The organism is Salinilacihabitans rarus, from assembly GCF_024296665.1.
Classification (GTDB): domain Archaea; phylum Halobacteriota; class Halobacteria; order Halobacteriales; family Natrialbaceae; genus Salinilacihabitans; species Salinilacihabitans rarus.
In genome coordinates this window covers 2,552,412-2,579,166 of record NZ_CP100762.1, presented here as the reverse complement: position 1 = coordinate 2,579,166, position 26,755 = coordinate 2,552,412, and the positions used below count along the sequence as shown (strand labels likewise).

Sequence of the window (26,755 nt, the reverse complement as noted above, 5' to 3'; positions counted from 1 at the left end):
CGGCGGTCGAAAGAAGTCGATGTCGCGCGCGTCGACGGTTCGGGGGTCGGGCGTCCAGCGGGTGAGTACGGGCTATCGGCCGACGCTCACATCGCGCCGCCCATGCCGCCCATACCGCCCATACCGCCCATACCGCCCATGCCGCCGCCCATACCGCCGGCGGGCATGTCGTCGCCCTCGTCGTCGTCGGAGCCGCCGCCTTTCAGGTCGCCGGCGGCGATCACGTCGTCGATGCGCAACAGCATGACGGCGGCCTCGGTGGCCGACTCGATGGCCTGAGTCTTCACGCGCAGGGGTTCGTAGACGCCGTCGTCTCCCATGTCGACGACCTCGCCGGTGTAGGCGTCCAGCCCGTCGCCGGTGGCGCCGCCGTCGTGGGCGCTGCGGAGTTCGACGAGCGAGTCGATGGGGTCGAGCCCGGCGTTCTCCGCGAGGGTGCGCGGGACGACTTCGAGGGCGTCGGCGAAGGCCTCGATCGCGAGTTGCTCGCGGCCGCCGACGGAGTCGGCGAAGTCCCGCAACACGAGCGAGAGTTCGATCTCGGGCGCGCCGCCGCCGGCGAGCACCTTGCCGTCCTCGATGGTCGTGCGGACGACGCCCAGCGAGTCCTCGATGGCGCGGTCGACCTCGTCGATGACGTGCTCGGTGCCGCCACGGAGGATGAGCGTGACGGCCTTGGCGTCCTCGACGTCCTCGACGAAGATGCGCTGGTCGCCCGCGACGTCCTTCTGGGCGACGCTACCCGCGTGGCCGAGGTCGTCCTCGGTGATCTCCGAGACGTCGGAGACGGGGCGGGCGCCGGTGGCGCGGGCCAGCCGCGTGGCGTCCGAGGACTTCACGCGCCGGACCGCGAGGATGCCCTCCTGGGCGAGGTAGTGCTGGGCCATGTCGTCGATGCCCTTGTCGACGAAGACGGCGTCGGCGCCGGCGTCGGCGAGCGCGTCGACCATCTCCTCGAGTTGCTGTTCCTCCTGTTCGAGGAACTGCTGGAGCTGGTCGGGGTCGGTGACGTTGACCTCGGCGTCGATCTCGGTCTCTTTGACCTCGAGGGCGCCGTCGACGATGGCGACGTTGGCGTCCTCGACGAAGTAGGGCATGTTCTCGGAGACGCGCTCCTTGTCGACGATGACGCCCTCGACGAGTTCGGAGTTCTCGATCGAGCCGCCGACGACCTTCTCGACCTTGACGTTGTCCGTGTCGATGCCGTCCTCGTCGGCGATGGCCTGGACGGCGTCGACGACGAGTTCGGCCAGCAGTTCCTTGGCGTTCTCGGCGCCCTTGCCCGTCATCGCCGTCGCGGCGATCTGGTTGAGGACCTCCTCGTCGTCGGGTTCGACGTCGATGGCGACCTCCTCGACCGCCTCGCGGGCCTTCTCGGCGGCCTGCCGGTAGCCCTGGACGAGCGTGGTCGCGTGGATGTCCTGTTCGAGCAGGTCCTCGGCGCGCTTGAGCAGTTCACCCGCGACGACGACCGCCGAGGTCGTCCCGTCGCCGACCTCGTCCTCCTGGGTCTCGGCGACCTCGACGATCATGTTGGCCGCCGGGTGGTCGATGTCCATCTCCTTGAGGATGGTGACGCCGTCGTTGGTGACGACGACCGAGCCCGTCGAGTCGACGAGCATCTTGTCCATCCCCTTCGGGCCGAGCGTGGTGCGTACGGCCTCGGAGACCGCCTTCCCGGCCGTGATGTTCATCGACTGCGCGTCTTTCCCGGAGGTTCGCTGGCTCTCCTCCGAGAGAACGATGAGGGGCTGGTTACCCATCTGTTGTGCCATAGTCAGGGAGAGATTGATTGCTATTCTATATAAAATCTTCGCATCGGAGCGTGGCAAACCGCAACACGAGGGCGCCGTATAGCGATGTCCGACAGAACTGGGAGCCGGTATTTATGCAGCGTCTACGGCCGGGGACGACGAAGGTCGCGACGCCGCTCGGTCAGGACTGCCCGCCGGGGAACCGGTGGTACTGCAGTCCCTGCCGTTTCATCTCGTTGTGCTTCTCCTCCAGGAACGAGTAGACCGCGCCGTGGGGGGCGCCGTCGAGTAGCATCTCGGCGGCGCTGCGGACGGCCTCGACCTGCGTGGGGGTGCCGATCGCGCCCAGCGTCGAGCCGTAGATCACCACGGACGCGCCGGTGAGTTCCTCCATCAGTTCGCGCGTGCGGCCGCCCTCGCCGATGAGTCGGCCTTTCTTGCGCTTGAGGTCGTTCTTGTTGCGCGAGGCGGCGTCGATGTCGACGACGTCGAACATCATCATCTCGTCGGCCAGCAGGTCCATCGCGTCGTCGGGGGCGAACCCGCGGCCGATCGCGCGGACGATGTCGGGACCCTTGAGCCCGCGGACCGGGTCGCCGACGGTCTCGACCGCGACCGAGCCGTTCTCGGAGTCGATGTCGAGGCGCACCTCGGCTTCGGACTCGATCCGGCGCATCGTCTCGCCCCCTTCGCCGATGAGAACACCGATCCGGTCCTGCGGAATCTTCACGTGCTGCATGTATCGGGACTACTCGCTCGGGGCGTTTAAGCGCTCGGTCCGCGCGTTCCGGCCCGTCGCGGCCGGCGTCGGCTCAGCCCAGCGCGGGGATCACGTCCCGGAGCGAGCCCTCCTCGTCGACGACGGTCCGGCGGTACTGGGCGTACGCCGCCCCGAGGGGCGGCTGGAGGAGGTAGGCGAGCGCGATCGGCAACACCGCCTCGGCGGGCGGGAAGCCGGGCGCCGCGGCGATCGCGAGCGCGATCGAGAGGTTCCGCATGCTCGTCGCGTACACGAGGGCGACGGTCCGCGAGGAGTCGAACAGGAGCGAGCCGACGACGGTTCCGATCCCGAGGACGGCGGCGTAGAACGCGACGAGCGGGACGACCACGACCAGCGACGCGACCGGGTCCGCGAGGATGCTCTCGGAGCGCATCGCCATCGCGACGAAGACGATCAGGACGACCCCGGCGGAGCTGAGGCCGCCGAGGGTCGGCTTGAGCCGCCTGAAGTCGTCGGCGCCGTACCGGCGGAGCAGCCCCCGCCGGGTGACGGCGCCGGCGATCATCGGGAGCACGACGATCAGCGCGAGCTGTCGGTACAGCGCCGTCGGCTCGAAGCCGACGTCCGCGCCGACCAGCGCCGACAGGTACACCGGCAGGAGGACGACCGCCGCGAGGAGGTTGACCGACATCGCCACGAGCGCACCCTCGAGGTCGCCGCCCGCCAGCCCGGTCCAGGCGGCGGTCATCCCCGACGTCGGGATCAGCGCGATGAAGTACAGGCCGACCGCGTAGTGTGGGTCGCCCGCGAAGAACAGCCGGGCCAGCCCCACGGCCGCGAGCGGCGCGAGCCCGAAGTTCACGAGGAGAGTCGCGCCGACAAGCCCCGCGTGGCGGCGAACCTTCAGCAGTTCCCGCAGGTCGAGGGTGACCATCATCGGGTAGACCATCAGGAACAGGATCGGGACGACCGCCGACTGAAGGACGCCCGCGACGCCGGGGCCGATGAACTGCCCGCTCACGAGCCCGAGGGCCAGCGAGAGGACGACCGCCGGAACGAGGTTCGCCTTGATGCTCTCGAGGAAGTCGGATATCATTCGATGTTGTGGGTATTGCACAATCGAGGCAAAAGCGTTCCGATAGCGCTCGGCACCCGCTCGAACCGGCGATCGGTGCCCCCGGAGGGCCGTCGCCCAATGGATTATGAGGATTCGCGACGAACCCGGTGACCGATGCAGATCGGAATCGTCTCGGACACCCACGACAACGTCGCGGCGGTCGACCGCGCGAACGACGTCTTCGCGGCCGAGGGCGTCGAAGTGTTGCTCCACTGCGGCGACTTCGTCGCGCCGCCGACGGTCGCGGAGTTCGACGGGTTCGAAGTCCACGGCGTGCTCGGGAACAACGACGGCGAGGTCGCCGGCCTCCACGCGGCGTTCGACGCCCTCGGGACCGAGAGCGAACTCCACGGGCGGTTCGCCGACCTCACGTTCGACGGCCTCTCGTTCGCGGTATTGCACGGGGAGTCGAAATCCGAGGTCGAAGCGCTCGCCGCCGCCGGGGCGTACGACTTCGTCTGCTACGGCCACCACCACCGGCGCGAACTCACCGAGGAGGGCCGGACGACGCTGCTCAACCCCGGCGCGCACTTCCCGACCGTGCCGGACGAACACCGGACGGTGGCGGTCGTCGACACCGAGACCGAATCCGTCCAGTTCCGCCGCCTCGAATAGGCCTCGCGAGACACGCCGAACGGGTTCCGGTTCCCGCGGGGGCTTACGGCGTTAGGCCCCAACGATTTCTCCCCGCCGGATGGAGGGACCCCCGTGCCAATCGAAACCGTGACGTGTCCGAACTGCGGCGAGTCGGTGTCGATCGGACTGCCGAAAAACTACGCCGCCCTCGAGGTGAGCGCCGACCCCGACCCCGAAAAGCCCGAGGACGCCCGCCACCACACCCGTCGCGTGCGCTGTCCCGCCGGCCACCCCGTCTACTTCTACTTCGAGCGCAGGTACGGGGAGTCGGACGAGTAGGCGGCCCGCGGGCGCGTCGCGGGCACCCGAACGCCGGACCCGGCACGGTCGCGTCACGGAATCCGGGGGACGCCCGCCGATTCCAGCGCCCGCTCGCGCTCGTCGGTCGTCAGCCGGTAGGGTTCGAGTTCGGTCGCGAGGTCGCCCAGTTCGTCGCGCCGGCGCTGGTGTTCCGCGAGGAACTCCGCGATGCGCTCGATCGCTATCTCCTTGAGGTCGCCGCTGAGCAACGCGCCCGCGCGGTACTCGCGGGCGAGTTCCGCGAGGCGGTCGTCGTCCGGTTCGAAGAAGAATCGCAGGTACTGGAACGGCACGTCGACGGTCGGGTCGCCGCCCTTCTCGCGGTGTGCTTCGAGGCTCGCCCGACCGCCGGTGTAGGCGTGGTTCCGGATCGTCTCCGCGACGGTCCCGGGGTCGTCCGTGAGTTCGATCGAGGGCGCGTCGCCGGAGGAACTCATCTTGCCCGGCCCCGCGAGGCCGGGGAGGAACCGACCGAGGAGGGCCCCGGGCTTGGCGACCGGCAGGGCCTCCTTCGCCGCGACGTCGCGACAGACCCGGACGTGGGGGTCCTGATCGACGGCGATGGGCACGAGGGTGGGCTGGCGGCCCTCGACGAGTTGCGGGAGCAGGAGGTGGGCCGCCTGCACCGCGGGGTAAAACTGCAGGCCGACGGTGTCGGTCTCGCCGTAGACCGCCTCGACGGTCGCCGGCGTGAGGTGCTTCGCGAGGCGGACGGCGACGGGGTAGACGACGTCCGCGTCGGCCGTGTCGACGACGATCCGGGTCCGCTCGGGGTCGAAGCCCACCGCGAGGACGTCCCGGAGGTTCTCGCGGGCGTGCTCGCCGACCTCCGCGAACGACTGCCCCTTCGCGAGGAACTTCTCGTCGTCCGACAGCGGGAGGTAGACGGTCGCGCCCGTCGCCGCCTGGAAGCGCTTCGCGAGGTACAGCGGGAGGACGTGCCCGAGGTGCATCGGCCCCGAGGGGCCGCGGCCGGTGACGACGGCGTGTGGGTCGCCCGCCTCGGCGGCGTCGAGGTAGTCGTCGACGTCCCGGCCGGCGTAGAACGTCCGCCGGCGCAACATCGGGTGGTCGGGGAAGCGGTCGATCTGTTCGTCGGTGAGCGGGTCGGCGCCGAAGCGCTCCAGTAGCTTCTCGTAGTCGACGTCGCCGGAGACGGCGTAGGGGGTGACGACGAAGTCCCCGGGGTCGTCGGATCGGTCGGCGTTCGATTCCGCGTCGTGAGTCGTGTCGGTCATGGTCGCGTCGTGGATCGGGATGGTACGGCCGAAAGACGATTCCGCGAGAACGGAGGACGAAGGGAGCGTCGCCGGCGCGTCCGCCGGGTTAGGCCGCGCCGGCCGCGGCGGCGACACTGTCCGCTCTCGAAGGGCCACGCCAGCGCCGGACGAGAGCGGACGTCATCGGACGATCGTTGCGGAGCGACGAGCAAGAGGGTTTCGGCGGGTCGAGAGCGCTCGCGGGCGTCGGGGCGCCGGCGCGGGGTCTCACCGACCGAGGCGGTCCAGCACCCGCAGGAGGAGCGGCCGGTCCCGGCGTCGGGCGTCCGTCCCGTCGGCCTCGCGGCCGTCGAGGACGAGTTCGTACTGGTCGACGACGGCCTGCCGGCGGCGTTCGCTCTCGGCGAGCGCCCGTTCGAGGGCGGCGACCTGGACGCGCAGTCGGGCGCGTTCCAGTCTGCCGTCGACGGTGGGGCGGTCGTCCGGGCCCGCAGTTCGCGGGGCGGACGGCGACGAGTCGACGGACGACGGTTCGGCCGGGGAGTCGGCGTCCTCGGCGTCGGCGGCGGACTCGGCGTCGGCGTCGTGATCGGCGGGGTCGGAGGGTCGATGCTCGACGGACATCGGGACGAACGCCTACCACAGGGGTGCTGAAAAAGCTCAGTCAGTCGGGCGTCAGACGGGTAGCGGCGCGTCCCGGCCGGACCTACGCCCGCAGGTGTTCGAGCACGCCGTCGGTGTCGGCCGGCACCGGTTCGGGGTCGGCGCCCGCCGCGGCCGCCGCGTCGGGGTCTTTGAGCAGGTGGCCCGTCGTGAGACAGACGACGCGCTCGTCTCCCCCGACGGCGCCCTCGGCGCGAAGCGTTCGCAGGCCGGCGACGGAGGCGGCGGAGGCGGGTTCGACGCCGATCCCCTCGCCGGCGAGGTCGCGCTGGGCCGCGGTGATCTCCGCGTCGGAGACGGCGACGGCCGTCCCGCCGGTCTCGCGGATGCCGGGGAGGGCCTTCGGCGCGTTCACCGGGTTGCCGATCCGGATCGCGGTCGCGCGGGTCTCGACCTCGTCCCACCGGCGGACCTCGTCGGCGCCGTTCTCGACCGCCTCGACCATCGGCGCCGCGCCCTCGGCCTGAACGCCCGTCAGTTTCGGAACGTCGTCGGGGGCGAGCGCGCCCGTCTGGACGAGTTCCCGGAACGCCTTGTACAGCGCCGCGGTGTTGCCCGCGTTACCCACCGGGAGGACGATCCGGTCGGGCCACGCGCCGTAGTCGTCGCGGAAGGCCTCGAGGATCTCGAGGCCGATCGTCTTCTGGCCCTCCAGTCGGAAGGGGTTCAGCGAGTTGAGCAGGTACGCCTCGCCGCGGGCGGCGAGGTCCTGGACGACGTCGAGGCAGGCGTCGAAGTTGCCGTCGACCTCGAGGATGCGTGCGCCGTGGAGGCTGGCCTGTGCGACCTTCCCCGCGGCGACCTTCCCGGCGGGCAGGAGGACGAGCGTCTCCATCCCGGCCCGCGAGCCGTAGGCCGCGAGCGCGGCGCTCGTGTTGCCCGTCGAGGCGCAGGCGAGGCGGTCGACGCCGAGTTCGCGCGCGACGGCGACGCCGACGGTCATCCCGCGGTCCTTGAACGACCCCGTCGGGTTCATCCCCTCGTGTTTGATCCGCAGCGCCTCGACGCCGACGTCGGCTTCCAGCCGCGGCACCTCGTACAGCGGCGTGTCGCCCTCCCGAACGGAGACGCCCGATTCGAGCGGCAGCGCGTCGGCGTAGCGCCAGACGCCCCGGCCCGAGAAGTCCTCGAACGTCGGCGGGTCGGCGTAACGGACTTCGAGCAGGCCGTCGCAGGCGTCGCAGGTGTACCGAACGTCCTCGAAGGGGGCGAACGTCTCCTCGCAGGCGATGCACTCGAGCCAGACGCCGTCGACGGCGTCGGCCGGCGGCGCCGGGGCCGCCCCGGAGAGAGCGAGACTCATTGGCGGGTCGAAGGCGGGGGAGGGGGAAAAGTGAGCGGGTTGGCGCCGATGCTGCCGACGGCCGCGGCGGCCCTCACCCCGGTTCGGCCTCGAACTCGTCGATGGTCTCGTGGACCGTGGCCGTCCACGCGTCGAGGGCCTCGTGGAGCATCGCCTTCGCCGCCGGCAGCGCGACCGCGGTGTACTGGTAGACGTAGCCGCCGCCGTCGAGCAGTCGGCGGTCGCGCCGCGCCAGCCCCCGGTCGCGCAGCGTCGACAGCGAGCGGGTGACGGTGCTCCGGTCGCGGTCGAGCGCCGCGGCCAGTTCCTCGACCGTGCTACCGGGGTATTCGAGCAGGACGAGGTAGGTCCGCGTCTCGTGGTCCTCGATCCCGAAGACGCAACTCATCACCTCGTCGAACGGGGGGTCCGACCGCTCCATCAGTTCGCCGAGGCGGTGCCGGGGGGCGTCGGTCATGGGCCGACCTACGGCGGGGAGGACGAAAGGTGTCGCGCCGGGTCACGCCCCCTGCTCGCGCGCGTAGCCCATCTTCCGGATGCAGGCGCGCATCTCGTCGACGGTCTCGTGGCGGTGCAGGCGCGTCGGCGTGTCGCAGTAGTACGTCCCGCCGGCGAGGCGCAGCGTCACCTCGTGTTCCTCGCCGAGGGCCGTCGTCGTCACGACGACCCGCCGGCCCTCGCGGAGCGCGTCGAGGATCGCGTCGACGGCGAGTTCGCCCGCCTCGATCCGCAGCGGTTCGGGCATCGAGCGACACTGCTCCCGCGACGTCCAAGAGTCTTCCCGTGGCGCTTACGGTCGCGCGCGACGCGACGACCGTGGCCGTTTCCCGGTCGTGTGCGCGGCGCCCACCACCGAGACAGTGCTACCCACACCCGAGGTGTGTGGACGCACATGGCACAGGAAACTGCCACCCGAACCGGAGTACGAACCGACACCGCAGTCGAACCGTGGCAGGCGGGCGTCGCCGGCGGCATCGTCGGCGCCCTCGCCTTCGGCGCGCTGATGGCGGCGACGAGCCCCGAGATGCTCGAAACCGTGATTCCGTCGATGTACGGCCTCGAGGGCGGCCTCGCGGGCTGGTTCGTCCACGTCTCCCACGGCGCGATCCTCGGCGTCGTCTTCGCGGCGCTGCTCGTCGCGGCCGGGCGACCGCACCCGAGCCTCGGCGCGGGCACCGCCGCGGGCGTCGCCTACGGCGTCGTCGTCTGGGCCGCGCTCGCGGTCGTCGTCATGCCCGTCTGGCTCGGGATGCCCGAGATGGTGCCGAACCTCGACGTCGGCAGCCTCGTCGGCCACGTCGTCTACGGCGCGGGCCTCGGCGTCGTCTACGCGCTGCTCGAATGAGCCGCGAGGGCGCGGTCCGCCCGTCGCTTGCCGGCTCTTCCCCCGTCGCGCCCACTCACACCAGGTAAACGACGACCAGCAGCGCCGGTCCCCCGACCAGCAACAGCACGGCGAGCAGTAGTCTCAGTGACATGCTCCGCGGTCGGATAGCGCGGATCGCGGTATAACTATCGTCTGCGTAACAGTACCGAAAGCAGTCACGGAATCCGTTAATTCACGGTTAAGCGGCGTTCGAACGGCCGACGCGGGGGTCGGCCGTCAGGCCGCGTCGTCCCGGAGCGTCCGGGCGACGCGTTCGAGGACCGCGACCGAGCGGTCGAACTCCGCGAGCGGGAGGCGCTCGTCGGGGGCGTGGTCGAGGTCGGAGTCGCCGGGGCCGTAGGTGACCATCGGACAGTCCCAGGCGTCGGCGTAGAGGTTCATGTCGCTGGTGCCGGTCTTGCGCAGCAGGCGGGGCTCCCCGTCTTCCGCCCTGATTGCGACGCGGAACGCCCGCGCGAGGTCGGTCCGCGGGCTCTGCATGACCGGCGGGATCGGGTCGGCCCACGAGACGGTGCCGACGTCGAGGTGGGCCTCGGTCGTCTCCCGGACCGTCTCGACGTCGAGCGCGGGCGGGACGCGCAACTGGACGTCCATCGTCGCCTCGACGGAGAGGCCGTCGTCGCTGACCCCGCCGTCGACGGCGACCGGCTTCGCGGTCACTTGCTCGAAGACGGGCGCTTCGCCGGCGTCGCCGTCTCCGTCTCGTCGTTCCTCCGGAACGACGCCGTCCTCGAACGCCTTCTCCACGCGCGACCACCAGCGGATCGCGTGCTGGACGGCGTTCGGGTCGGGCCGGGAGGTGTGGCCCGACTCGCTGGTCGCGACGTAGGTGCCGGCGAGAAAGCCCCGGTAGCCGAGGGTGATGCCGTCGGCGCCCGAGGGCTCGCCGTTGACGACCGCCTCGGGGGGGTCGCGGTCCGCGACGAGGTGGCGCGCGCCCCGCGAGTCGGTCTCCTCGCCGACGACGCCGACGAACGAGACGCCGGCGTTTACCGCCGCGGCGGCCATCGCCGCGAGCGGCCCCGTCGCGTCGACGCTGCCGCGGCCCCGGAGGACGTCCGCGCCCTCGGCGGCGACGGGGTCGTCGGCGTCGGCCGGTTCGACGGCGACCGGAATCTCGCCCGGAACCGTGTCGACGTGCGAGGTGAGCAACACGGCGTCGTCCGCGGGGGCCCGGACGTTGCCGACCTCGTCGAGCCACGCCTCGCGGCCGTGGGCCCGGACGAAGTCCACCAGTCGCTCGGCGGCCTCCGCCTCGTCGCCGGACGGCGACGGGATCGAGACGAGGTCGACCAGCAGGTCGCGGGCCTCCTCGCGCGAGACCTCGGGGGTCGAGGTCGCGTTCGCGCTCATGGTTCGGCCGTCGGCGCGAGGACGTCCGTCAGCGCCTCGAGCAGTTCGTCCGCGTGGCCCTCCTCGACGATCAGCGGCGGGAGCAGGCGGACGACGGTCCGGCCGGCGGGCAGCGCCAGCACCCGGTGGTCGAGCGCGAGGTCCCGCAGGACGCGGTTGGCCCCGCGTTTCACCTCGATCCCGAGCAACAGCCCCTCGCCGCGGACGTCCCGGAGCGGGAGGTCACTCGCCGCGAGCCCCGCCGTCAGGTAGTCGCCGACGGCGGCCGCGTTGGCCGCGAGGTCCTCCTCGACGAGCACGTCGAGGGTTGCGTTCGCCGCGGCGCAGACGACGGGGTTGCCGGAGAACGTCGAGCCGTGCGGGCCGGCGTCCTCGGCGATCCAGTCGGCACAGATCGTCGCACCGAGCGGGAGGCCGCTGGCGAGGCCCTTCGCCGTCGTCAGGACGTCGGGGACGACGCCGTCGCCGGCGACGGCCTCGTTCTCGCAGGCCCACAGCGACCCCGTGCGGCCGAGGCCGGTCTGGATCTCGTCGAAGATCAGCGCCGCGCCGGCCTCCTCGGTCAGGTCGCGGGCCGCTTCGAGGTAGCCCTCGGGCGCGACGTGGACGCCACCCTCGCCCTGGACGGGTTCGAGGATCACCGCCGCGGTGTCGGCGTCGACCGCCGCGGCGAGTTCGTCCGCGTCGCCGTACGCGACGAACTCGACGTCCTCCAGCAGCGGTTCGAACGGCGTCTTGTACTTGGGTTTCCACGTCGCCGAGAGCGTCCCGGCGGTGCGGCCGTGGAACGCGCGCTTCGCGGCGACGATTTTCGTCTTCCCCGTCGCGCTGCGGGCGAACTTCAGCGCCGCCTCGTTCGCCTCGGTCCCCGAGTTGCAGAGCCAGACGTTCCCGAGGTCGCCCGGCGCGAGCGCGCCCAGTTTCGCGCGGAGGTCCGTCCGCGCCTCGACCGGGTACGAACCCTGCACGTAGAGCAGGTCGGCGGCCTGCTCGCGGACCGCCTCGACCACGTCGGGGTGGCAGTGGCCCGCCGGCGTGCAGGCGTAACTGGCTCCGAAGTCGAGGTAGTCGGTGCCGTCCTCGGCGGTCAGGGAGACGCCCTCCCCCGAGGCGATAGAGATGGGCTTCTCCGAGAAGACGAAGCCGCTCCCGGCGCCGCTCACGCCTCCGTCACCTCGAATTCGTCCGCCTCGGCTTCGAGGCCGAGGGCCCCGGGTTCGATCGTCGTCCCGTGCCCGCCGAGCGCGTTGAGCACGGGGTCGTTCGCGTTCGCGTCCGCGACGACGACCGACGCGGCGCCGCCGGACAGCGCCTCCGTGGCGGCCATCACCTTCTTCGTCATGAACCCCTCGGCGGCGGCCTTCACGGCCTCGAACTCGGCCTCGGTCGTCGCCGCGTCGATCCGCGTCGACGCGTCGTCGGGGTCCTCGTAGACGCCCGCGACGTCGGTCAGCAAGACGAGGTCGGCCCCGAGCGCGCCCGCGACGGCCGCGGCCGCGCGGTCGGCGTCGGCGTTGACGGCGGTGTAGCCGCCGTCGCGCTCCTCGCCGAGCATCGGAACGGTGACGACGGGGACGTAACCGCCCGAAAGCAGCGTTTCGAGCAGGTCGGCGTTGACGGACTCGATCCGCCCCGAGTGGTCGCCGCGCTTGATCTTCTTCTTGCCGTCCTCCAGCACGCGCACGGCGGACTTGCGCGGGCCCGAGAGCAGTTTGCCGTCGGTGCCCGACAGCCCGACGGCGTCGACGCCCTCGTTCTGGAGGGCACAGACGAGGTCGGTGTTGAGTTTGCCGGGCATCACCATCTCGAAGACCTCCATCGTGCGCTCGTCGGTGAAGCGCCCGACGACGCCGTCGGGCGTCTCGACGTACGTCGGCTCCTCGCCGAGTTCCTCGAGCGTCTCGTCGACGGCCGTCGAGCCACCGTGGACGACGACCACCTCCTCGCCGTTGGCGGTCAGGTGGGCCACGTCGGCGAGCGCGCCGGCGGGGTCGACCGCGCGGGCGCCGCCGATCTTGACGACGGTCGTCACGTCAGGGCGCCCCCACGGGGTGTAGCCCCGCGAACTCGAGTCCGGCGGTCTCTTCGAAGCCGAGCGCGATATTGGCCGCGTGGACGGCCTGCCCGGCCGAGCCCTTCATCACGTTGTCGATGGCCGAGAAGACCACGACGCGCTCGTTCGCGGGGTCGAGTTCGAAGCCGACCTCGGCGTAGTTCGTCCCCGCGACCGCCTTGGGTTCGGGGTAGCGGTAGACGCCGGAGCCGCCGGCGGCCATGCGGACGAACGGCTCGTCCTCGTAGGCGCCGCGGTAAGCCTTCCAGAGGTCGGCCTTCGAGACGGGCGCGGACGGGAAGACGTGGCTCGTCGCGCTCGCGCCGCGAACCATGTCGACGGCGTGGCAGGTAAAGGCCACGCTCGTCCCGAGGAACTGTTCGATCTCGGCCTCGTGGCGGTGACCCGTCGGCGCGTAGGGTCGGACGACGCCCGACCGTTCCGGATGCGAGGAGGCCTCGCCGCCGCCCGCGCCGCCCTCCGAGGAGCCGACTTTCACGTCGACGACGATTTGCTCGCCGCCCTCCAGCAGGCCGCTCTCGAAGAGAGGAGAGAGCCCGAGAATCGTCGCCGTGGCGTTACAGCCGCCGCCGGCGATCAACTCGGCGCCGGGGAGGTTCTCCCGGTTGATCTCGGGGAGGGCGTACTCGGCCCGTCGGAGGTACTCGGGCGCCGCGTGGCCGTCGTACCACTCGTCGTACTGTTCCTCGGTGTCGAGGCGGAAGTCCGCCGAGAGGTCGACCACCGTGTCCGCGACCTCGAAGAACTCGTCGATCCGGTCCATCGAGACGCCGTGGGGCGTCGCCGCGAACAGGACGTCGACCGAGTCGAGGTCCGCGGGGTCGCCAAAGCGCAGTTCGCTCCCCCGCAGCGGCGGGTGCTTCGACCCGACGCTCTTGCCCGCGTACGAGCGGCTGGTCGCCTGCTGGATCTCGAAGTTCGGGTGGCCCGCGAGCAGCCGCAGGAGTTCGCCGCCGGTGAAGCCGCTGGCACCGACCACCGAGGCGGTGACCGTCTCCGCGCCCGCGTCGGCGTCGGTCGCCCCCGCGACGGTCGACGGCGCCATCAGGCGGTCACCTCCGGTGCGTCCTCGTCCGCCGGTTCGCCGGCTTTCGCTTCGAGCCAGTCGACGACCGCGGCGGGGACGTCGGCGTCGACGGCGTCGTTCAGCGCCTTGAACTCGACGGTGTGGTTGACCTCGTGGACGGTGTACGAGTCCCCGGTCTCCATGAGGTCGACCCCGAGCAGGCCGCCGCCGACGGCGTCGCTGGCTTTCTCGACGAGCGCCTTCGCCTCGGCGTCGAGTTCGAACTCGGCGGTCTCGGCGCCCTTCGCGGCGTTCGTCAGCCAGTGGTCCGACGAGCGGACCATCGCCGCGACCGGTTCGCCGTCGGTCGCGAGCACGCGGATATCGCGGCCGGGCTTCTCGACGAACTCCTGGACGTAGAACACCTTGTGCTCGTAGTGGCCGAGCGTCGCCTTGTGTTCGAGGATGGCCTCCGCGGCGTCCCGCGAGTCGATCTTCGCCATCAGCCGCCCCCACGAGCCCACGACGGGTTTCAGCACGCAGGGGTAGCCGAACGACTCGATCGCTTCGAGCGCGCTCTCCTTGGTGAACGCCACCGTCGTCTCCGGCGTGGGGACGCCCGCGGCCGCGAGCGCGAGGCTGTTTTTCGCCTTGTCCGCACAGACCTCCGCGGTCTCGTTGCCGTTGACGACCGGGACGCCGTAGGCCTCACAGAAGCGCGTGGCGTACAGGCTGCGGCTCGTCGCCAGACAGCGGTCGACCACGAGGTCGAGGTCCGCGAAGACCTCGCCGCCCGCGGCGACGTCGAACCGCTGGTCGCGGACGTCGATCTTCTCGACGTCGTGGCCGCGCTCGCGGAGTTCGTCGAGCAGGAGCTTCTCGTCCCTGCGGATCCGGGAGTAGAGTAATCCTAGTTTCAAGATCACTCACCCCAGTCCTCTTCGAGCTCCGGGGCTCGATCGAGGACTGGCGGCTCGACGTCGACTACTTCCAGTTCCGCACCGCAGGTCGTACAGTCTACGATCTCTCCCGCCTCCAGATCGTCGTGCAGGGTCAGGTCTGCCCCGCACTCGACACACTGGCTCATTGTACCCTCACCTCAACCGGGAGGGACCTTAAATCCTTCGAATCTATCAGCTAAAATATAGGTGCCATACCCAAGTCTAATGGCGCAAATAGGGCGTTTTCAGGCAAATTTTGTTTTCCATATCATGGAAGTGGTATGTAGTCCCCCGGAGGGGACGGCGGCGGCGAGGGCGCCGGCCTCGCTCGCCCGGGGGTCGGGCCCCCGGACGGCACGACCGGCGGGCACCGGGGCGCGTCGCGTACGGGTTCAGACATACGCGTTCACCTCCTCGCGCAGCGCCGCGTTCGCCTCTTCGAGCGACGTCCGGAGCGCGTCGACCGCCTCGCGGTCGTCGGCGAGGGTCGCCCGCGCGGCCTCGAGCTGGTCTGCCACCGCGTCGGGGGCGGGCCCGCCCGTCGAGTCGCGGCTCGCCACGCTCTCGGCGGGGTCGAGCGCCGCCTCGACGGCCGCGGGGTCGGCGTACGTCTCGAGGGGTTCGCCGAGGACCTCCTCGGCCGCCGCCTCGATGGCGTCGTAGTCGGCGCCGTTCGCTCGCGGTTCGTCACCGCTCGCGTTATTCGCGGAACCGCGTTCCGCGCTCTTCTCCGCCGCGAGCGCCACCACCTCGTGGGCCGTCCGGAACGGCAACCCGTTCGCCGCCAGCAGGTCGGCGACGCCGGTCGCCGTCGAGAAGCCCGCGCCCGCTTCCGCCGCGAGGACGTCCTCGTTCCACTCGGCCGTCGCCACCGCGCCCGCCGCGACCTCGGTCGCCTCGACGACGGCGTCGACCGTCTCCCAGACGTGGGGGGTCGCCCGCTGGAGGTCGCGGTTGTACGCGCGGGGCAGTCCCTTGAGCGTCGTCGTCAGCCCCTGCACCCCGGCCGCCGCGTCGCCCGCGACCGCGCGGACGAGTTCGAGCGTGTCGGGGTTTTTCTTCTGGGGCATGATCGACGACGTCGAGGCGTAGTCGTCCGAGAGGTCGACGAATCCCCGGTTCGCAAAGAGGATCACGTCCTCGGCCAGTCCCGACAGGGTGGTCGCGAGCGTCGACAGCGCCCCCGTCGTCTCGAGCAGGAAGTCCCGCGCGGAGGCGGCGTCCATCGAGTTCTCGATCACGCCGTCGAACCCGAGTAACTCGGCGGTGCGCTCGCGGTCGACGTCGAAGGTCGTCCCCGAAAACGCCGCCGCGCCCAGCGGCGACTCGTCGATCCGGTCGTAGGTCTCGAGGAGCCGCGCCGTGTCGCGGCGGACCGCGCTCTCGTAGGAGAGAGCCCAGTGTGCCACGGTGATCGGCTGGGCCGGCTGGAGGTGGGTGTAGCCGGGCATCACCGTCTCCGCGTGCTCGGCCGCGACGTCCGCGAGCGACTCCCGCAGGACGAGGGTGGCCTCGAGCGCCGCCAGCACGTCCTCGCGTAAGCGATACCGGATGCAGGTCGCCACCTCGTCGTTGCGGCTGCGGGCGGTGTGCATCCGCCCGCCCTCGGGACCGACGCGCTCGACGACGGCCGTCTCGATCGCCTCGTGGACGTCCTCGCCGGCGGGCAGGCTCTCGTGGCCCTCGACCTCGATCGCGTCGAGCGCCGTGAGGACCGCGCCCGCCGTCTCGTCGTCGACGATTCCGCACTCGGCGAGCATCACCACGTGGGCGCGGTCGACCGCGAGGTCGGCCGCGAAGATGCGCTCGTCGGCCGCGAGCGAGGAGAGAAAGCCCCGGGCGGGGCCGCCGCTGAAGCGGTCGCGGCGGATCACGCTCTCGTCGCCCTCGTCGGTCATCGTCACTCCCCGTCCTGCGTTCCGTCGGGGCCGCCGTCGGTCGCCAGTTCGACCGCCTCCCCGGTCCCGGCGGCCGCGATCGACTCGTTGGCGAGGCGGCGCTGGAAGCCGTGGTACTTCGCGACGCCGGTCGCGTCCGCCTGCTCGATCTTCCCGACGCTCTCGGTGTCGAAGGAGGCGTGGGAGGCCGAGTAGGCGGCGTACTCGCTCTCGCGGGCGACCGGGCGCGCCTTGCCGCCCTCGAACTTGATCGTCACCGTCCCGGTCACGCGCTGCTGGGTCTCCGCGATGAACCCCTCCAGCGCGCCGACGAGGGGTGCGTCGATCAGGCCCTCGTAGGCCTTCTGGGCCCACTGGGAGTCGATCTGCTGTTTAAATTGGCGCTCCTCCTGGGTGAGCACGAGCCCTTCGAGGGCCTCGTGGGCGTCGAGCAACGTCGTCGCCGCGGGGTGCTCGTAGTTCTCGCGGACCTTGAGCCCGAGCATGCGGTCTTCCATCACGTCCGTGCGGCCGACGCCGTAGGCGCCGGCGACCTCGTTGAGGTGTTCGATCAGGTCGACGGGGTCGTACGCCTCGCCGTCGACGGCGACGGGGTAGCCCTCCTCGAAGGTGATCTCGACGAACTCGGTCTCGCCGGTCGGCTCGTCGGTCCACTCGTAGATCGCCTCGGACGGGACGAAACTCGGGTCTTCGAGGTCGTCGCCCTCGACCGAGCGGCTCCAGAGGTTGCTGTCGATCGACCAGTCGCCCTCGTTGCCGGCCTCGACGGGCAGCCCCCGCTCGGCGGCGTACTCCTGTTCCCACTCGCGGGTGAGCCCGAGTTCGCGCACGGGCGCGATCACGTCGAGGTCCGAGTCGCGCCAGACGGCCTCGAACCGGAGCTGGTCGTTGCCCTTCCCGGTGCAGCCGTGGGCGACGCCCGTACAGCCGTGCTCCTCGGCGACCTCGAGGATCGCCTCGGCGATCACGGGGCGGGCGAGCGCCGTCCCGAGGGGGTACCCCTGATAGGTCGCGTTCGCGCGAACCGCGTCGAGACAGAGGGCGGCAAATTCGGCTCGCGCGTCGACGACGTAGTGTTCGAGGCCGAGGGCCTCGGCGGTCGCTTCGGCTTCGGCGAACTCCGACGCCGGCTGGCCGACGTCGACGGTCACGCCGATCACGTCGTCGTATCCGTACTCCTCCTCGAGCAGCGGGACGCAGACGGTGGTGTCCAGTCCGCCCGAGAACGCGAGTGCAACGCGGGTCATGTCGTACCCGAGTGAACCGGGAGGAGAGTATTAAATTCAACGGTTTAGTTTTAGGAATTTAACGGTAGAGTGCACGCTAACCGGAAAAACGAGGGAGTTCTCCGAAGTTGGGAAGACACCGGGACGGGGGGAGAGTATAGTACGGGCTCAAAGGCCCGGTCGCGGTCGTCGCGGGGCGACGGTCGCGTCGCTACCGAGGAAAGCGACGCCGGTAGACGCGATCCGTCTCATCTGTCCTCCTCTACCGCGAGGGAGCTATTAAAAGCTGTCGGCGGGGCAAAGCTTGCGTCACTCGTCGTCCGGCAGCGTCAGGACGTTCTCCCGGCCGATCCGGAAGACCTCGACCGCGCCCTCCTCGCGGAGGCCGCTTACCACCTGACTCGTCTTCGCCTCCGTCCAGCCGAGTTCGGAGACGACCTCCTGTTGTTTCATCCGGCCGCCGCGCTCCTCGAGCAGGCGGAGCACGCGCTCCTCGTTGCTCAGCAGTTCCGGCGGCGGGCCGTCCGGTTCGGCGGCGCCGTCGGTCGCCGCCTCGGCGTCCGACTCCGGGGTCGGCTCCGGCCCGCCGTAGCCGCGTTCGCGAACGATCCACCAGCCGACGGCGCCGACGACCGCCAGAGCGGCGACGCCGCCCGCCATCCACGAGAGGGGGACGTCCTCGCGGGCGTCGTCGTCGGTCGTCTCGGGGTCGCCCTTCAGCAGTTCGAGGTACGGTTCGTCGTTCTCGAGGAACTCCGTCTCGTCGCCGTTCCAGACGACCGTCGCGTTGCGCTGGTCGTCGGGCGACGGCCGCACCTCTTCGAGGGTGTACGCCTCCGGCCAGGAGACGATCAACTGCGTGCGCTCGCCCAGTTCGAACTCGGAGAGCGCGTCGCCGATCTCGATCCGGTTGACCGCGACGTGGGCGAACGAGTCCCACTCGAAGGTAAACCGGACGTAGCCGAACTCCTCGGGCGTCTGGCTCCGGTCGGTCCCGACCCGGAAGTTCGAGGTCGACATGTTCCGGTCGGTCTCGGCCGCCGCGTCGGCCGCCGTCGCCGACCAGCGCTCCTCGATCAGGCCGACGTAGGCGCCGGGACGGTCCTCGACGTCCCGGCGGAGGTCATCCCACTCGTCGCTCGCGTTCTCGTCGCCGTCGAGGTGGTACTGGTACTCGAGGGTCCACGTCGCCGAGCCGTTGTCGTGGACGCTGACGTGTACCCTGAGGCCGTCGTAGCCGTTCAGCGACGGCTCCTCCGCCTGCGGCGCGACCGGGCCCGAACCCGGACCCGACCCCGTGCCCGCGGCGGCCGACGGCACCCCGGCCACCAGACACCCGAGCACCAGAAGCGCACACCACAGCGCCCGGTGCCCCCACGTAACCATTACGGGGAAATGATAGGGCCGCCTAAATAGGTCTTTCCGACCCCCCGACGACGGAAGAGCTTTGATCGCTCGCGCGAAGCTGACGATATGCGTGACAGTCGCGGAACCCTCGACGTCGAGGCTCTGCTGAAACTCGTCCTCGCGCTGGTCGCCGTGTTGCTCGTCCTCGAAATCGTCGAGACGGTCGTCGGCGCCGTCGCGGGGCTGCTCGGGCCGTTCTCGGTCCTCGTCCAGCTCGCGATCGCCGTCCTGATCGTCCTCTGGCTGCTCGACCGACTCTAATCACCACACTCATTTCCCCCGCCGCCGTACGTCGGGGCGAGTGTACAGCGTCAACGTCCCGGTCCCCGGCCGCGTCCGCCGACTCGCCGACGAACTCCACCCGACCCTGCTCGGCTTCGACACCGTCCGCGAGGAGCACTCGCTGCTGCTCAAACGCCTCGGCGAGGCCGACCACGTCTCCCAGTTACAACAGCGGACCCACCGCGCCCTCGAACGCACCCCCGCCGTCGAGGCGCGGGTCACGGGCATCGACTACTTCGCCGACCCGCCGCTGGGGAGCGCGCCCGTCGTCTACCTCGCCGTCGAGAGCCCCGGCCTCGAGTCGATCCACGCCGCCCTCGCGAACTCCTTCGACCCCGTCGAGGGCCTCGAAGGGCCGGACTACGTCCCCCACGTCACCCTCGCCCGCGGCGGCGACCTCGAGACCGCCCGCCGGCTGGCCGACCGGGAGATCGAACCCGTCCAGTGGACGGTGAGCGAACTCGAGTTCTTCGACGGCTCGTACCGGCTACCGGTGAGTCGGGTGCCGCTGCCGGCCTGACCCCGTCGCTCGCCGGCTACGGCGCCGGTGGCTCGCCGTCGTAGGCGTCGTGGTCCGCGTAGAAGTTGAGCATCGCGAACTTGAGCTTCTCGGGGTCGACGTCGATCAGTTCCTCGCGCTCCTCGTGGGGGAAGGTGCCGTTGACGCTGTACTTCCCGAGGTCGGCCTTCGCGGCCCGCGAGTAGCGGCGGTCGAGCAGCGCGCGCACGCCGACGTCCTCGGGCGAGCGGATCACCCGCCCGAGCGCCTGCCTCGTCTTGCGGACCGTCGGGATCTCGACGGCGTAGCGCCAGCCCGTGTCGGTGCCGTCGAACGCGGCGTCGTAGGCCTCCTGGACCGCCTCCGCGCGGTCGTCCAGGTGCGGGTAGGGGACGCCGACGACGAGCACCGTGTGGGCGTCGTCGGCGTCGAAGCTCACCCCCTCCGCGAGGGTGCCCCACAGCGACGTCAGCAGGACGCCGTCGTCGTCGGCGACGAACTCCCGGCGCAGGTCCTCGACCGGCGTGCCGGGTTCGTCGAGGTAGACCGTCGACCCGCAACCGTCGAGGCGGTCGGCGTACCGGCTCGCCTCGCCGTAGTTCGGGAAGAAGGCGAGCGTGTTACCGGGGGTCATCCGGACCGCGTCGCGGATGGTCTCGGCGACGACGTTCTGGACCTCGGGGTCGTCGCGCGCCGAGGCGAACAGCGGCGGCGTCTCGACCGCGTAGGTGCGCCGGCGCTCCTCGGGGAACCCCAGGCCGTAGGCCATCGTCACCGGCTTCTCGAGGCCGAGGACGTCCTCGGTGACCTCGAACGGCTGGAGGGTCGCGCTCATCAGCACCGCGGCGTAGACCTCCTCGAAGAGCCGTCCGGTGACCCGTCGCGGGAGGCAGGTGTAGAGCTCGGCCCGGCCGTAGACCTCGTCGGTGCCGGCGTCTCTGGTGACCGAGACGACGGGGTACAGCCCCTCCTTGGCCCCGTCGTCCAGCCACGCGCCCACGAACGTCGCGGCCTGCAGGGTCTGACACTCCGTGCGCGTCGCGGTCTCGCCCTCGCGGTAGGCCTCCTCGTACCGTTCGTCGAGTTTCCGGCCGAGTTCCGTCGCGGCTTCGAGGTCGTCCTCGATCCCGTGGCCCGAGTACCGCTGCAGGAACTCGAGGGTGAGGTCGTCCCGGCGGTCCTCGTTGGCGATGGGGACGTCCGTCCAGTTCTCGTCGACCCGCTCGCGCTCGCCGAAGCCGAAGGACTCCTCGTAGGTCTCGACGAGCGCGCGGTGAAACGCCGAGAGCACGTTCGCGGCGTCCTCGGCGCGCGGGTCGTCGCTCTCGGCGAGTTCGTCCAGCGCCGACTCGAAGGTTCGCTCCGAGCAGGTGCGGGTGGCGTGCTCGCGGGCGGCGTCCTCGACGTTGTGGGCCTCGTCGAACACCGCGATGACGTCCTCGGGGTCGCGGCCGAGCCACCGGAAGAACTGCTCGCGGATCGTCGAATCGAGCAGGTGGTGGTAGTTACAGACGACGAGGTCGACGCCCTCGATCCCCTCCTTGAGCAGTTCGTAGCCGCAGAACTCCCGCTCGTCGGCGTGCTCGTAGATCTCCTCGGGGGTGCGGACGTCGTCGAACAGCCAGCCGAAGAAGTCGTCGGTGTCCCCGGTGAGGTTGTTCCGGTAGTGTGTACAGACGTTGGCCTCCTCTAACTCCTCGATTCGCTCCTCGAGGTCGTCGAGTTCGTCCATCACCGCGCTGCGGGCGTCGGCGGCCGAACCGTCGCCGTCCCGACTCTCCGCGAGCAGTTCGCGCTGGCGCCGCTCCAGTTGCCGGCGGTCGCGCTCGGCGTCGACGAGCGCGCGGGTGTTGTCCCGCAGCGCCTGACACTCCTCGTAGCCGACGTCGACGTGACACATCGACGACTTCCCCTTGAAGACGACCGCGCGGATCGGTTCCCGCCGGGTGATCGCGCGGGCCTCGGCGACGAACTGGCGCATCTGCTGGTGGACGTTCGTCGTGATGACGACCGTCTTGTCCTGCTCGCGGGCCACCTCGAGCGCGGGGACGAGCGCCGAGAGGGTCTTGCCGGTCCCGCAGGCGCCCTCGAAGAGGACGTCCTGACCGCGCGAGAGCGCGTTGTGGATGCGGTCCATCGCCTCGCGCTGGTTCTCGTACGGCTGGTCGTACGGGAAAAAGCGCATGTACCCGGCGGCTTCGGACACGGTACGTGATTGGTCCCGCATCCGATAAAAGCGTTCGTCTCGGCCGGGGGCGGGGGTCCCGCGCCGCCGGCGCCGGCCCACGGCTGGCGTTGGCACGCGCCAGAACTACGGCGACCGTCGCCCTACGTGCCCGCATGACGATTCCCGGCTACGACCCCGACGACGTCGCGGAGGTCGAACTCGAACGCGAGGCCGACGCGGTCGACGCCCGCGTCTCGGTCGTCGCCGGCGTCGTCCCCGAGGCGTTCGCCGTCGAGGCGAGCGACGCCGACCCGCCGCCCGGCGCGCTGTCGCCGCCGGTCGACCTCGTCGGCCTCGACGGCCTCGCGGGGGTCGAGGCGCTCCGGATCGAACTCGCGTACGACCCCTCGAAGCTTCCGCCGGGCGCGAGTCCGACCGACGTCGCGGTGGCGGTCGTCGCCGGCGACGACCGCGAGGTCCTCGACTCCGAAGTCGACCTCGACGGGGCGACCGTCTCGGCGGTGCTCGCGGACCGACCGCCGGGCGAGACCGTGGCCGCGGTCCACGACGCGGGAGGCGACGGGCCCGAGTGAGCGCCGCGGGGCGCCGGCCGATCAGGTTTCGGGCTCGACGTAGACGCGCCGCACCTGTTCGTCGCGCGTGGCCAGTTCGCGCTCGATCGCCGTGACCCGGCGGTCGATCTCCGCTGCGTCGAGCGCGGGGTCGAACGCGACGTCCGTGGTCACGAGCAACTCCTCGGGGCCGAAGTAGACGGTCCGGAAGTCGACGACCTCGCGGACGCCGTCGGCGCCGGCGACGATCCGGCGAAGCGCTCGCTCGTCGGCCGCGGGGAGGCTCTCACCGAGCAGCAGGCGCTTGTTCTCCCAGGCGAGCGCGACGGCGAACCCCATCAGCATGACGCCGATGAGCAGGGCGGAGGTGGCGTCGTAGACGCCGTTACCCGTCACCCGGGAGAGGTAGACGCCGAACAGCGCGATCCCCGCACCAGCGAGCGCGATCGTGTCCTCGGTGAGCGCGGTCAGCGTCGTCACGTCGCTGGTCTTCGCGAACGCCTCGCGGAACGTCTCCCAGCCGTGTTCGTCCATCTGACGCGTGATCCCCTCGTAGGCCTTCTTGAACGCGTACGTCTCGAAGAGGATCGCGCCGACGAGCACGGCGTAGTTGACGTAGACGGCGTCGACGACGCCGACGATCGGGAGCACCGGCGTCGATCCGCTCGCGACGTGTCCGGCGCCGTGGACGAGCGCGTCGTAGCCGTGTTTCGCGCTCTCCCAGCCGGCGATGCCGAACAGCATCACGCTGACGAGGAAACTGTAGAAGAACTGTGCCTTGCCGTAGCCGAACGGGTGGGTCCGGTCCGCCTCCTGAGCGCCGTACCGGATCCCGATCAGCAGGAAGATCTGGTTGCCCGTGTCCGAGATCGAGTGGTACGTCTCGGAGAGCATCGCCGGGCTGAGGGTGAGCAGATATCCCACGAACTTCAACACGGCGATCGCGCCGTTCGCGAACAGCGCGGCGATCACGACGGACTTGCTACTGGCCATCGTCGGCCGGTACGGACGGGGTCGATAAAAGCATGGGCCGGCCGCGACGCGGTTAGATCCGAAAGACCCCTTCCGGCCGCGGTCGTAGCCGCCACCATGCTCGCCATCTTCTCGGACACCCACAGCGGCACCGGCCACGAACTCGAAGGTGAGGCGCTCGCCGCCGCACGCGAGGCCGACGCCGTCGTCCACGCCGGCGACTTCACGAGCGTCGCGGCGCTCGACGCGTTCCGGGACGTCGCCGGCCGGCTGTACGCGGTCCACGGCAACGCCGACGCGATGGCGGTCCGCGACCGCCTCCCGGCCGAGCGGGTCGTCGAGGCCGAGGGGGTCCGGCTGGCGGTCACTCACCGCCGCGACGGCGGCGAGACGGCGCTCGCGTTGTTCGGCCGCGCGCGGGAGGCGGACCTCGTCGTCTCGGGACACACCCACCGGCCGACGGTCGTCGACGCCGGCGACGTCGTGCTGTGCAACCCCGGGAGCCACGCCCGGCCGCGGGGCAACCGACCGGGCTTTGCCGTGCTCGAACGCGAGAGCGAGGACGGGAGCGACGTCGTACGCGGGCGAGTGCTCGAACCGGACGGGACGGTCGTCGAGTCGTTCGACCTGTAACGAAGCGGTCAGGGGGGACGGTTCGGGTGGAGACCCGAACGCGGAGAGGGGGATCCGGTCGTCGATCGGACGGAGGGCGGTCAGAGGGGGCTGACGACGACCCGATCGGCGGGCCGCGGGGACGGGGCGGCGTCCGCGGTCTCACCCCGGGGGCGGTCGGGGCGAGGGCCGCGGCGCATTTCGACGTACGGCACGGGACGAAAAATAGTCACCGTAAGGTGAAAGAACGGTTTTAGCTACGTCAGACGCGTCAGACGACGCCCCGGCGACGGGATCGCGGACGGTCGCGTTCGCCGTCGTCGGCCGCGAGGGCGGTCGAAACGGTTTTGCGCTCCGACCGTGTATCCGCCTCCCATGCTGGAATTCCTCCCCGACGATCCGGTCATCATCGCGATCGTCCTGATCCTGCTCTCGCTGGTCTTCTTCTCGTACCTCCTGCTCCGGCGGACGATCCTCGAGTTCCGCGAGGGGATGGAGGGACGGTAGGGGGTCAGGGGAGCGTTGCGGCCACGCGGTCGACCGCCGCCTCGACGTCGGCGCGGTTCACGTCGCGGTGGGTACAGAAGCGGACCGTCGTCGGCCCGAACTGCGTCGCGAGCACCTCGCGCTCGCGCAGGCGGTCGAGGACGGCCTCGACGTCGAGGCCGGTCCCCGAGACGTCCGCGAGGACGATGTTCGTCTCCGGCTCCTGGACCGAGAGACCGTCGACGTCGTCGAGGCCCGCGGCGAGGACCCGGGCGTTCTCGTGGTCGGTCGCGAGGTCGTCGACGTTCTCGAGCGCGCGGAGGCCGGGACCGGCGACGATGCCGGCCTGTCGCATCCCGCCGCCGAACAGCTTTCGGGTCCGGCGGGCGCGCTCGACGAACGCCTCGTCGCCGGCGAGCATCGAACCGACGGGCGCGCCGAGGCCCTTCGAGAGGCAGAACATCACCGAGTCGACGTGGTCGGTGATCTCGGTGACGGGCACGTCAAGCGCCGTCGCGGCGTTGAACACCCGCGCGCCGTCGAGGTGGACCGGGACGTCGCGCTCGCGGGCCGCCTCGGCGGCCGCGGCGATCCGCTCGGGGTCGATCGCGAGACCGCCGCGGGCGTTGTGAGTGTTTTCGAGACAGAGCAGGCCCGTTCCGGGGCGGTGGAGGTCCGCCTCGACGTAGCCCGCGGCGACCTGTTCGGGCGTCGGCGCCCCCCGCGGGTCGGCGTCGAGCATCCGCACCTGCAACCCGGCGTGCTGGGCCAGCCCGCCGAGTTCGTACTTCACGACGTGGCTCTTCCTGTCGGCCAGCACCTCCTGACCGCGCTCGGTGTGGACGCAGGCGGCGATCTGGTTGCCCATCGTCCCGCTGGGCACGTACAGCGCGGCCTCCATCCCGACGGCCTCGGCCGCACGGGTTTCGAGTTCGTTCACCGTGGGGTCCTCGCCGTAGACGTCGTCGCCGACCGCGGCGGTGCGGGCGGCCTCGCGCATCTCCTCGTCGGGTTTCGTCACCGTGTCCGAGCGCAGGTCGATCATGACGAGGGGTAGCCGGCCGCGGACCAAATAGGCGACGACCGCGGCGGGCCGCCGCGCGGAGCGAAACGTTCAACTCGGTGTCGTTTGTGCGAGGCCGTATGGTCCCCGCACCCGATCCCGCCGACTCCGACCCGCCGGACGGCGCCGGCGAGCGGTCGTCCCCGACGTTCTCGCGGCACGTCTCGCGGGTCACCGACCGCTTCGACGACCTCGTCCCGTTCGCGCTGGTGCCCGTCGCGCTGTCGCTGTTCGAGTTCGAGAGCGTCCGGCGGGCCCTCGACCCGTCCGCGCGCGGGTTCTCGATCAACGTCGAGTTCGCGTTCCCGACCCCGCTGTTCCACCTCTGGTCGCTCGTCGACCCGCCGGAACCGTCCGGACCCCCGGACATCGGGCCGGGAACGGGACCGCCGATCGGCGGCCCGTCCGGGACGACCGCGTCGAGCGGCCTCGACGTCACGATCGAGACGCCGTTCGAGACCGTCGCGTTGCCCCTCGACGCGGTCGGCGCCGCGGCGACGGTCTGGATCGGCGCCGTCGTCCTCGCGTACGCGGCGCTCGCGGCGGCGGTCGCGGCGGGCTACCTCGGCGGCATCGATCGACGGCTTCGCCGCGACCCGGCGTCGATAGCCGCGTGCGTCGTCGCCTACGCGCCGCGGCTCTTCGCCTACTATCTCGTCGTCTTCGCGGCGATCCTCGCGCTCGTTCCCGTGCTCGTGGTCGCGCCGCCGTTGCTCGTGCTGGCGCTCCCCGCGGCCGTGGTGTTGGGCTACCTCTTCTACGCCGCCCCCTTCCTGATCGTCGTCGACGACGCGGGAGTGGTCGAGTCGTTCCGGCGGTCGTACGGGTTCGCCGTCGAGGGCGGGCCGTACTTCCGGTTCGCCCTCGGACACGTCCTCGTCGCGGCCGGCGCCTCGATCGCGCTGTCGGTCGCCGTCAGCGCCGGTCCGGCGGGGTTCGTCCTCGCGCTCCTCGCGGCGACGCCGCTGGGACTCGTCCTGACGGCGGCGACGGTGTCGCTCGTGCAGGACCTCGTCGACGGCGGCCGCGGAGCGACGGGGTCCCGGACGCGACCCGGACCGGCGCGCGACTGAGCGGGACCCGTTTCGATCCGAAA

Annotated in this window: 29 protein-coding genes; 9 read left to right on the top strand and 20 right to left on the bottom strand. The window is 70.9% G+C overall.

Features of this window, described 5'->3' with window-relative positions:
- Positions 1-86: 86 nt before the first annotated feature.
- The 3 genes from thsA to NKG98_RS13475 form a co-directional block, all read right to left on the bottom strand.
- Positions 87-1,763, bottom strand: a complete 1,677-nt coding sequence (gene thsA / locus NKG98_RS13485; RefSeq protein ID WP_254769476.1) for a thermosome subunit alpha — start codon at positions 1,761-1,763, stop codon at positions 87-89.
- A gap of 172 nt (positions 1,764-1,935) precedes the next feature.
- Positions 1,936-2,493 (bottom strand): KH domain-containing protein, encoded by a 558-nt coding sequence (locus NKG98_RS13480; RefSeq protein ID WP_254766438.1) that lies wholly within the window; start codon positions 2,491-2,493, stop codon positions 1,936-1,938.
- A gap of 73 nt (positions 2,494-2,566) precedes the next feature.
- Positions 2,567-3,571, bottom strand: coding sequence for an arsenic resistance protein (locus NKG98_RS13475; protein WP_254766437.1), 1,005 nt, complete (start codon positions 3,569-3,571; stop codon positions 2,567-2,569).
- A gap of 135 nt (positions 3,572-3,706) precedes the next feature.
- On the opposite strand from NKG98_RS13475, the gene NKG98_RS13470 reads away from it, so the two are divergent.
- Positions 3,707-4,207 carry a metallophosphoesterase gene (locus NKG98_RS13470; RefSeq protein WP_254766436.1) on the top strand — a complete coding sequence of 167 codons (501 nt, stop codon included), beginning with the start codon at positions 3,707-3,709 and terminating at the stop codon, positions 4,205-4,207.
- 93 nt (positions 4,208-4,300) lie between these two features.
- Complete coding sequence (locus NKG98_RS13465) at positions 4,301-4,507, top strand: hypothetical protein (protein ID WP_254766435.1); 207 nt, start codon at positions 4,301-4,303, stop codon at positions 4,505-4,507.
- A gap of 53 nt (positions 4,508-4,560) precedes the next feature.
- Here the strand turns inward: NKG98_RS13465 and NKG98_RS13460 are convergent, their stop codons facing one another.
- The 5 genes from NKG98_RS13460 to NKG98_RS13440 all read right to left on the bottom strand — a co-directional run bounded on the left by NKG98_RS13460 (position 4,561) and on the right by NKG98_RS13440 (position 8,459).
- The gene (locus NKG98_RS13460) at positions 4,561-5,766 is read right to left on the bottom strand and encodes a tryptophan--tRNA ligase (RefSeq protein WP_254766434.1); all 1,206 of its coding nucleotides are present in this window, start codon (positions 5,764-5,766) and stop codon (positions 4,561-4,563) included.
- A gap of 249 nt (positions 5,767-6,015) precedes the next feature.
- The gene (locus tag NKG98_RS13455; protein ID WP_254766433.1) at positions 6,016-6,372 is read right to left on the bottom strand and encodes a hypothetical protein; all 357 of its coding nucleotides are present in this window, start codon (positions 6,370-6,372) and stop codon (positions 6,016-6,018) included.
- Positions 6,373-6,454: 82 nt separating this feature from the next.
- Complete coding sequence (thrC, locus tag NKG98_RS13450; RefSeq protein WP_254766432.1) at positions 6,455-7,714, bottom strand: threonine synthase; 1,260 nt, start codon at positions 7,712-7,714, stop codon at positions 6,455-6,457.
- Positions 7,715-7,787: 73 nt separating this feature from the next.
- Positions 7,788-8,171, bottom strand: coding sequence for a helix-turn-helix domain-containing protein (locus tag NKG98_RS13445; RefSeq protein ID WP_254766431.1), 384 nt, complete (start codon positions 8,169-8,171; stop codon positions 7,788-7,790).
- A 42-nt stretch (positions 8,172-8,213) separates the two neighbouring features.
- Entirely contained in the window at positions 8,214-8,459 is a 246-nt protein-coding gene (locus NKG98_RS13440; RefSeq protein ID WP_254766430.1) for a DUF8001 family protein, read from the bottom strand.
- Positions 8,460-8,606: 147 nt separating this feature from the next.
- On the opposite strand from NKG98_RS13440, the gene NKG98_RS13435 reads away from it, so the two are divergent.
- Complete coding sequence (locus NKG98_RS13435; RefSeq protein WP_254766429.1) at positions 8,607-9,059, top strand: DUF6789 family protein; 453 nt, start codon at positions 8,607-8,609, stop codon at positions 9,057-9,059.
- Positions 9,060-9,317: 258 nt separating this feature from the next.
- Here the strand turns inward: NKG98_RS13435 and NKG98_RS13430 are convergent, their stop codons facing one another.
- The 9 genes from NKG98_RS13430 to NKG98_RS13390 all read right to left on the bottom strand — a co-directional run bounded on the left by NKG98_RS13430 (position 9,318) and on the right by NKG98_RS13390 (position 18,985).
- Positions 9,318-10,454 (bottom strand): [LysW]-lysine hydrolase, encoded by a 1,137-nt coding sequence (locus NKG98_RS13430; protein ID WP_254766428.1) that lies wholly within the window; start codon positions 10,452-10,454, stop codon positions 9,318-9,320.
- Entirely contained in the window at positions 10,451-11,617 is a 1,167-nt protein-coding gene (locus NKG98_RS13425) for an aspartate aminotransferase family protein (protein ID WP_254766427.1), read from the bottom strand. Before NKG98_RS13425 ends, NKG98_RS13430 begins: the two co-directional genes overlap by 4 nt.
- Positions 11,614-12,486 carry an acetylglutamate/acetylaminoadipate kinase gene (locus NKG98_RS13420; RefSeq protein ID WP_254766426.1) on the bottom strand — a complete coding sequence of 291 codons (873 nt, stop codon included), beginning with the start codon at positions 12,484-12,486 and terminating at the stop codon, positions 11,614-11,616. Before NKG98_RS13420 ends, NKG98_RS13425 begins: the two co-directional genes overlap by 4 nt.
- Position 12,487: 1 nt before the next feature.
- Positions 12,488-13,573, bottom strand: a complete 1,086-nt coding sequence (gene argC, locus NKG98_RS13415) for an N-acetyl-gamma-glutamyl-phosphate reductase (RefSeq protein WP_254766425.1) — start codon at positions 13,571-13,573, stop codon at positions 12,488-12,490.
- Complete coding sequence (lysX, locus tag NKG98_RS13410; protein ID WP_254766424.1) at positions 13,573-14,460, bottom strand: lysine biosynthesis protein LysX; 888 nt, start codon at positions 14,458-14,460, stop codon at positions 13,573-13,575. Before lysX ends, argC begins: the two co-directional genes overlap by 1 nt.
- On the bottom strand, positions 14,457-14,621 hold the full coding sequence (gene lysW / locus NKG98_RS13405; RefSeq protein ID WP_254766423.1) for a lysine biosynthesis protein LysW: 165 nt from the start codon (positions 14,619-14,621) through the stop codon (positions 14,457-14,459). The genes lysX and lysW overlap by 4 nt, the downstream gene beginning before the upstream one ends.
- A gap of 246 nt (positions 14,622-14,867) precedes the next feature.
- Positions 14,868-16,373, bottom strand: coding sequence for an argininosuccinate lyase (gene argH, locus NKG98_RS13400; RefSeq protein ID WP_254766422.1), 1,506 nt, complete (start codon positions 16,371-16,373; stop codon positions 14,868-14,870).
- A 2-nt stretch (positions 16,374-16,375) separates the two neighbouring features.
- Positions 16,376-17,620 (bottom strand): argininosuccinate synthase, encoded by a 1,245-nt coding sequence (locus NKG98_RS13395; RefSeq protein WP_254766421.1) that lies wholly within the window; start codon positions 17,618-17,620, stop codon positions 16,376-16,378.
- Positions 17,621-17,908: 288 nt separating this feature from the next.
- The gene (locus NKG98_RS13390; protein WP_254766420.1) at positions 17,909-18,985 is read right to left on the bottom strand and encodes a helix-turn-helix transcriptional regulator; all 1,077 of its coding nucleotides are present in this window, start codon (positions 18,983-18,985) and stop codon (positions 17,909-17,911) included.
- Between the two features lie 87 nt (positions 18,986-19,072).
- Here NKG98_RS13390 and NKG98_RS13385 point away from each other — a divergent pair, with 87 nt between their 5' ends.
- Both NKG98_RS13385 and NKG98_RS13380 read left to right on the top strand, forming a co-directional pair.
- Entirely contained in the window at positions 19,073-19,267 is a 195-nt protein-coding gene (locus NKG98_RS13385; protein ID WP_254766419.1) for a DUF7554 family protein, read from the top strand.
- 40 nt (positions 19,268-19,307) lie between these two features.
- The gene (locus NKG98_RS13380; RefSeq protein ID WP_254766418.1) at positions 19,308-19,808 is read left to right on the top strand and encodes a 2'-5' RNA ligase family protein; all 501 of its coding nucleotides are present in this window, start codon (positions 19,308-19,310) and stop codon (positions 19,806-19,808) included.
- 16 nt (positions 19,809-19,824) lie between these two features.
- Here NKG98_RS13380 and NKG98_RS13375 read toward each other — a convergent pair whose 3' ends face one another.
- Positions 19,825-21,993 carry an ATP-dependent DNA helicase gene (locus NKG98_RS13375; RefSeq protein WP_254766417.1) on the bottom strand — a complete coding sequence of 723 codons (2,169 nt, stop codon included), beginning with the start codon at positions 21,991-21,993 and terminating at the stop codon, positions 19,825-19,827.
- Positions 21,994-22,127: 134 nt separating this feature from the next.
- Here NKG98_RS13375 and NKG98_RS13370 point away from each other — a divergent pair, with 134 nt between their 5' ends.
- Positions 22,128-22,547: a hypothetical protein gene (locus NKG98_RS13370; protein ID WP_254766416.1), complete on the top strand. Its 420-nt coding sequence runs from the start codon at positions 22,128-22,130 to the stop codon at positions 22,545-22,547.
- Positions 22,548-22,568: 21 nt separating this feature from the next.
- Here NKG98_RS13370 and NKG98_RS13365 read toward each other — a convergent pair whose 3' ends face one another.
- Positions 22,569-23,519, bottom strand: a complete 951-nt coding sequence (locus NKG98_RS13365) for a cation diffusion facilitator family transporter (RefSeq protein ID WP_254766415.1) — start codon at positions 23,517-23,519, stop codon at positions 22,569-22,571.
- A 96-nt stretch (positions 23,520-23,615) separates the two neighbouring features.
- On the opposite strand from NKG98_RS13365, the gene NKG98_RS13360 reads away from it, so the two are divergent.
- Both NKG98_RS13360 and NKG98_RS19015 read left to right on the top strand, forming a co-directional pair.
- On the top strand, positions 23,616-24,131 hold the full coding sequence (locus NKG98_RS13360; protein WP_254766414.1) for a metallophosphoesterase: 516 nt from the start codon (positions 23,616-23,618) through the stop codon (positions 24,129-24,131).
- Positions 24,132-24,485: 354 nt separating this feature from the next.
- The gene (locus NKG98_RS19015) at positions 24,486-24,617 is read left to right on the top strand and encodes a DUF7859 family protein (protein WP_256558417.1); all 132 of its coding nucleotides are present in this window, start codon (positions 24,486-24,488) and stop codon (positions 24,615-24,617) included.
- Positions 24,618-24,621: 4 nt separating this feature from the next.
- On the opposite strand, the gene NKG98_RS13355 is transcribed toward NKG98_RS19015, so the two are convergent.
- A complete protein-coding gene (locus tag NKG98_RS13355; RefSeq protein WP_254766413.1) occupies positions 24,622-25,641 on the bottom strand; it encodes a threonine aldolase family protein in 1,020 nt (339 codons plus the stop codon).
- A 98-nt stretch (positions 25,642-25,739) separates the two neighbouring features.
- Here NKG98_RS13355 and NKG98_RS13350 point away from each other — a divergent pair, with 98 nt between their 5' ends.
- Positions 25,740-26,732 (top strand): hypothetical protein, encoded by a 993-nt coding sequence (locus tag NKG98_RS13350; protein ID WP_254766412.1) that lies wholly within the window; start codon positions 25,740-25,742, stop codon positions 26,730-26,732.
- The last annotated feature ends 23 nt before the right edge of the window (positions 26,733-26,755 follow it).

Bases quoted from the DNA above. Each gene is read 5' to 3' on its own strand.
- NKG98_RS13480 (WP_254766438.1), bottom strand. From the start codon at position 2,493: ATGCAGCACGTGAAGATTCCGCAGGACCGGATCGGTGTTCTCATCGGC.
- NKG98_RS13460 (WP_254766434.1), bottom strand. From the start codon at position 5,766: ATGACCGACACGACTCACGACGCGGAATCGAACGCCGACCGATCCGAC.
- NKG98_RS13455 (WP_254766433.1), bottom strand. From the start codon at position 6,372: ATGTCCGTCGAGCATCGACCCTCCGACCCCGCCGATCACGACGCCGAC.
- NKG98_RS13440 (WP_254766430.1), bottom strand. From the start codon at position 8,459: ATGCCCGAACCGCTGCGGATCGAGGCGGGCGAACTCGCCGTCGACGCG.
- NKG98_RS13370 (WP_254766416.1), top strand. From the start codon at position 22,128: ATGACGATTCCCGGCTACGACCCCGACGACGTCGCGGAGGTCGAACTC.
- NKG98_RS13470 (WP_254766436.1), top strand. From the start codon at position 3,707: ATGCAGATCGGAATCGTCTCGGACACCCACGACAACGTCGCGGCGGTC.
- NKG98_RS13430 (WP_254766428.1), bottom strand. From the start codon at position 10,454: ATGAGCGCGAACGCGACCTCGACCCCCGAGGTCTCGCGCGAGGAGGCC.
- NKG98_RS13395 (WP_254766421.1), bottom strand. From the start codon at position 17,620: ATGACCCGCGTTGCACTCGCGTTCTCGGGCGGACTGGACACCACCGTC.
- thsA (WP_254769476.1), bottom strand. From the start codon at position 1,763: ATGGGTAACCAGCCCCTCATCGTTCTCTCGGAGGAGAGCCAGCGAACC.
- argC (WP_254766425.1), bottom strand. From the start codon at position 13,573: ATGGCGCCGTCGACCGTCGCGGGGGCGACCGACGCCGACGCGGGCGCG.
- NKG98_RS13365 (WP_254766415.1), bottom strand. From the start codon at position 23,519: ATGGCCAGTAGCAAGTCCGTCGTGATCGCCGCGCTGTTCGCGAACGGC.
- NKG98_RS13475 (WP_254766437.1), bottom strand. From the start codon at position 3,571: ATGATATCCGACTTCCTCGAGAGCATCAAGGCGAACCTCGTTCCGGCG.
- NKG98_RS13385 (WP_254766419.1), top strand. From the start codon at position 19,073: ATGCGTGACAGTCGCGGAACCCTCGACGTCGAGGCTCTGCTGAAACTC.
- NKG98_RS13350 (WP_254766412.1), top strand. From the start codon at position 25,740: ATGGTCCCCGCACCCGATCCCGCCGACTCCGACCCGCCGGACGGCGCC.
- NKG98_RS13360 (WP_254766414.1), top strand. From the start codon at position 23,616: ATGCTCGCCATCTTCTCGGACACCCACAGCGGCACCGGCCACGAACTC.
- thrC (WP_254766432.1), bottom strand. From the start codon at position 7,714: ATGAGTCTCGCTCTCTCCGGGGCGGCCCCGGCGCCGCCGGCCGACGCC.
- lysW (WP_254766423.1), bottom strand. From the start codon at position 14,621: ATGAGCCAGTGTGTCGAGTGCGGGGCAGACCTGACCCTGCACGACGAT.
- NKG98_RS19015 (WP_256558417.1), top strand. From the start codon at position 24,486: ATGCTGGAATTCCTCCCCGACGATCCGGTCATCATCGCGATCGTCCTG.
- NKG98_RS13435 (WP_254766429.1), top strand. From the start codon at position 8,607: ATGGCACAGGAAACTGCCACCCGAACCGGAGTACGAACCGACACCGCA.
- argH (WP_254766422.1), bottom strand. From the start codon at position 16,373: ATGACCGACGAGGGCGACGAGAGCGTGATCCGCCGCGACCGCTTCAGC.
- NKG98_RS13355 (WP_254766413.1), bottom strand. From the start codon at position 25,641: ATGATCGACCTGCGCTCGGACACGGTGACGAAACCCGACGAGGAGATG.
- NKG98_RS13390 (WP_254766420.1), bottom strand. From the start codon at position 18,985: ATGGTTACGTGGGGGCACCGGGCGCTGTGGTGTGCGCTTCTGGTGCTC.
- NKG98_RS13445 (WP_254766431.1), bottom strand. From the start codon at position 8,171: ATGACCGACGCCCCCCGGCACCGCCTCGGCGAACTGATGGAGCGGTCG.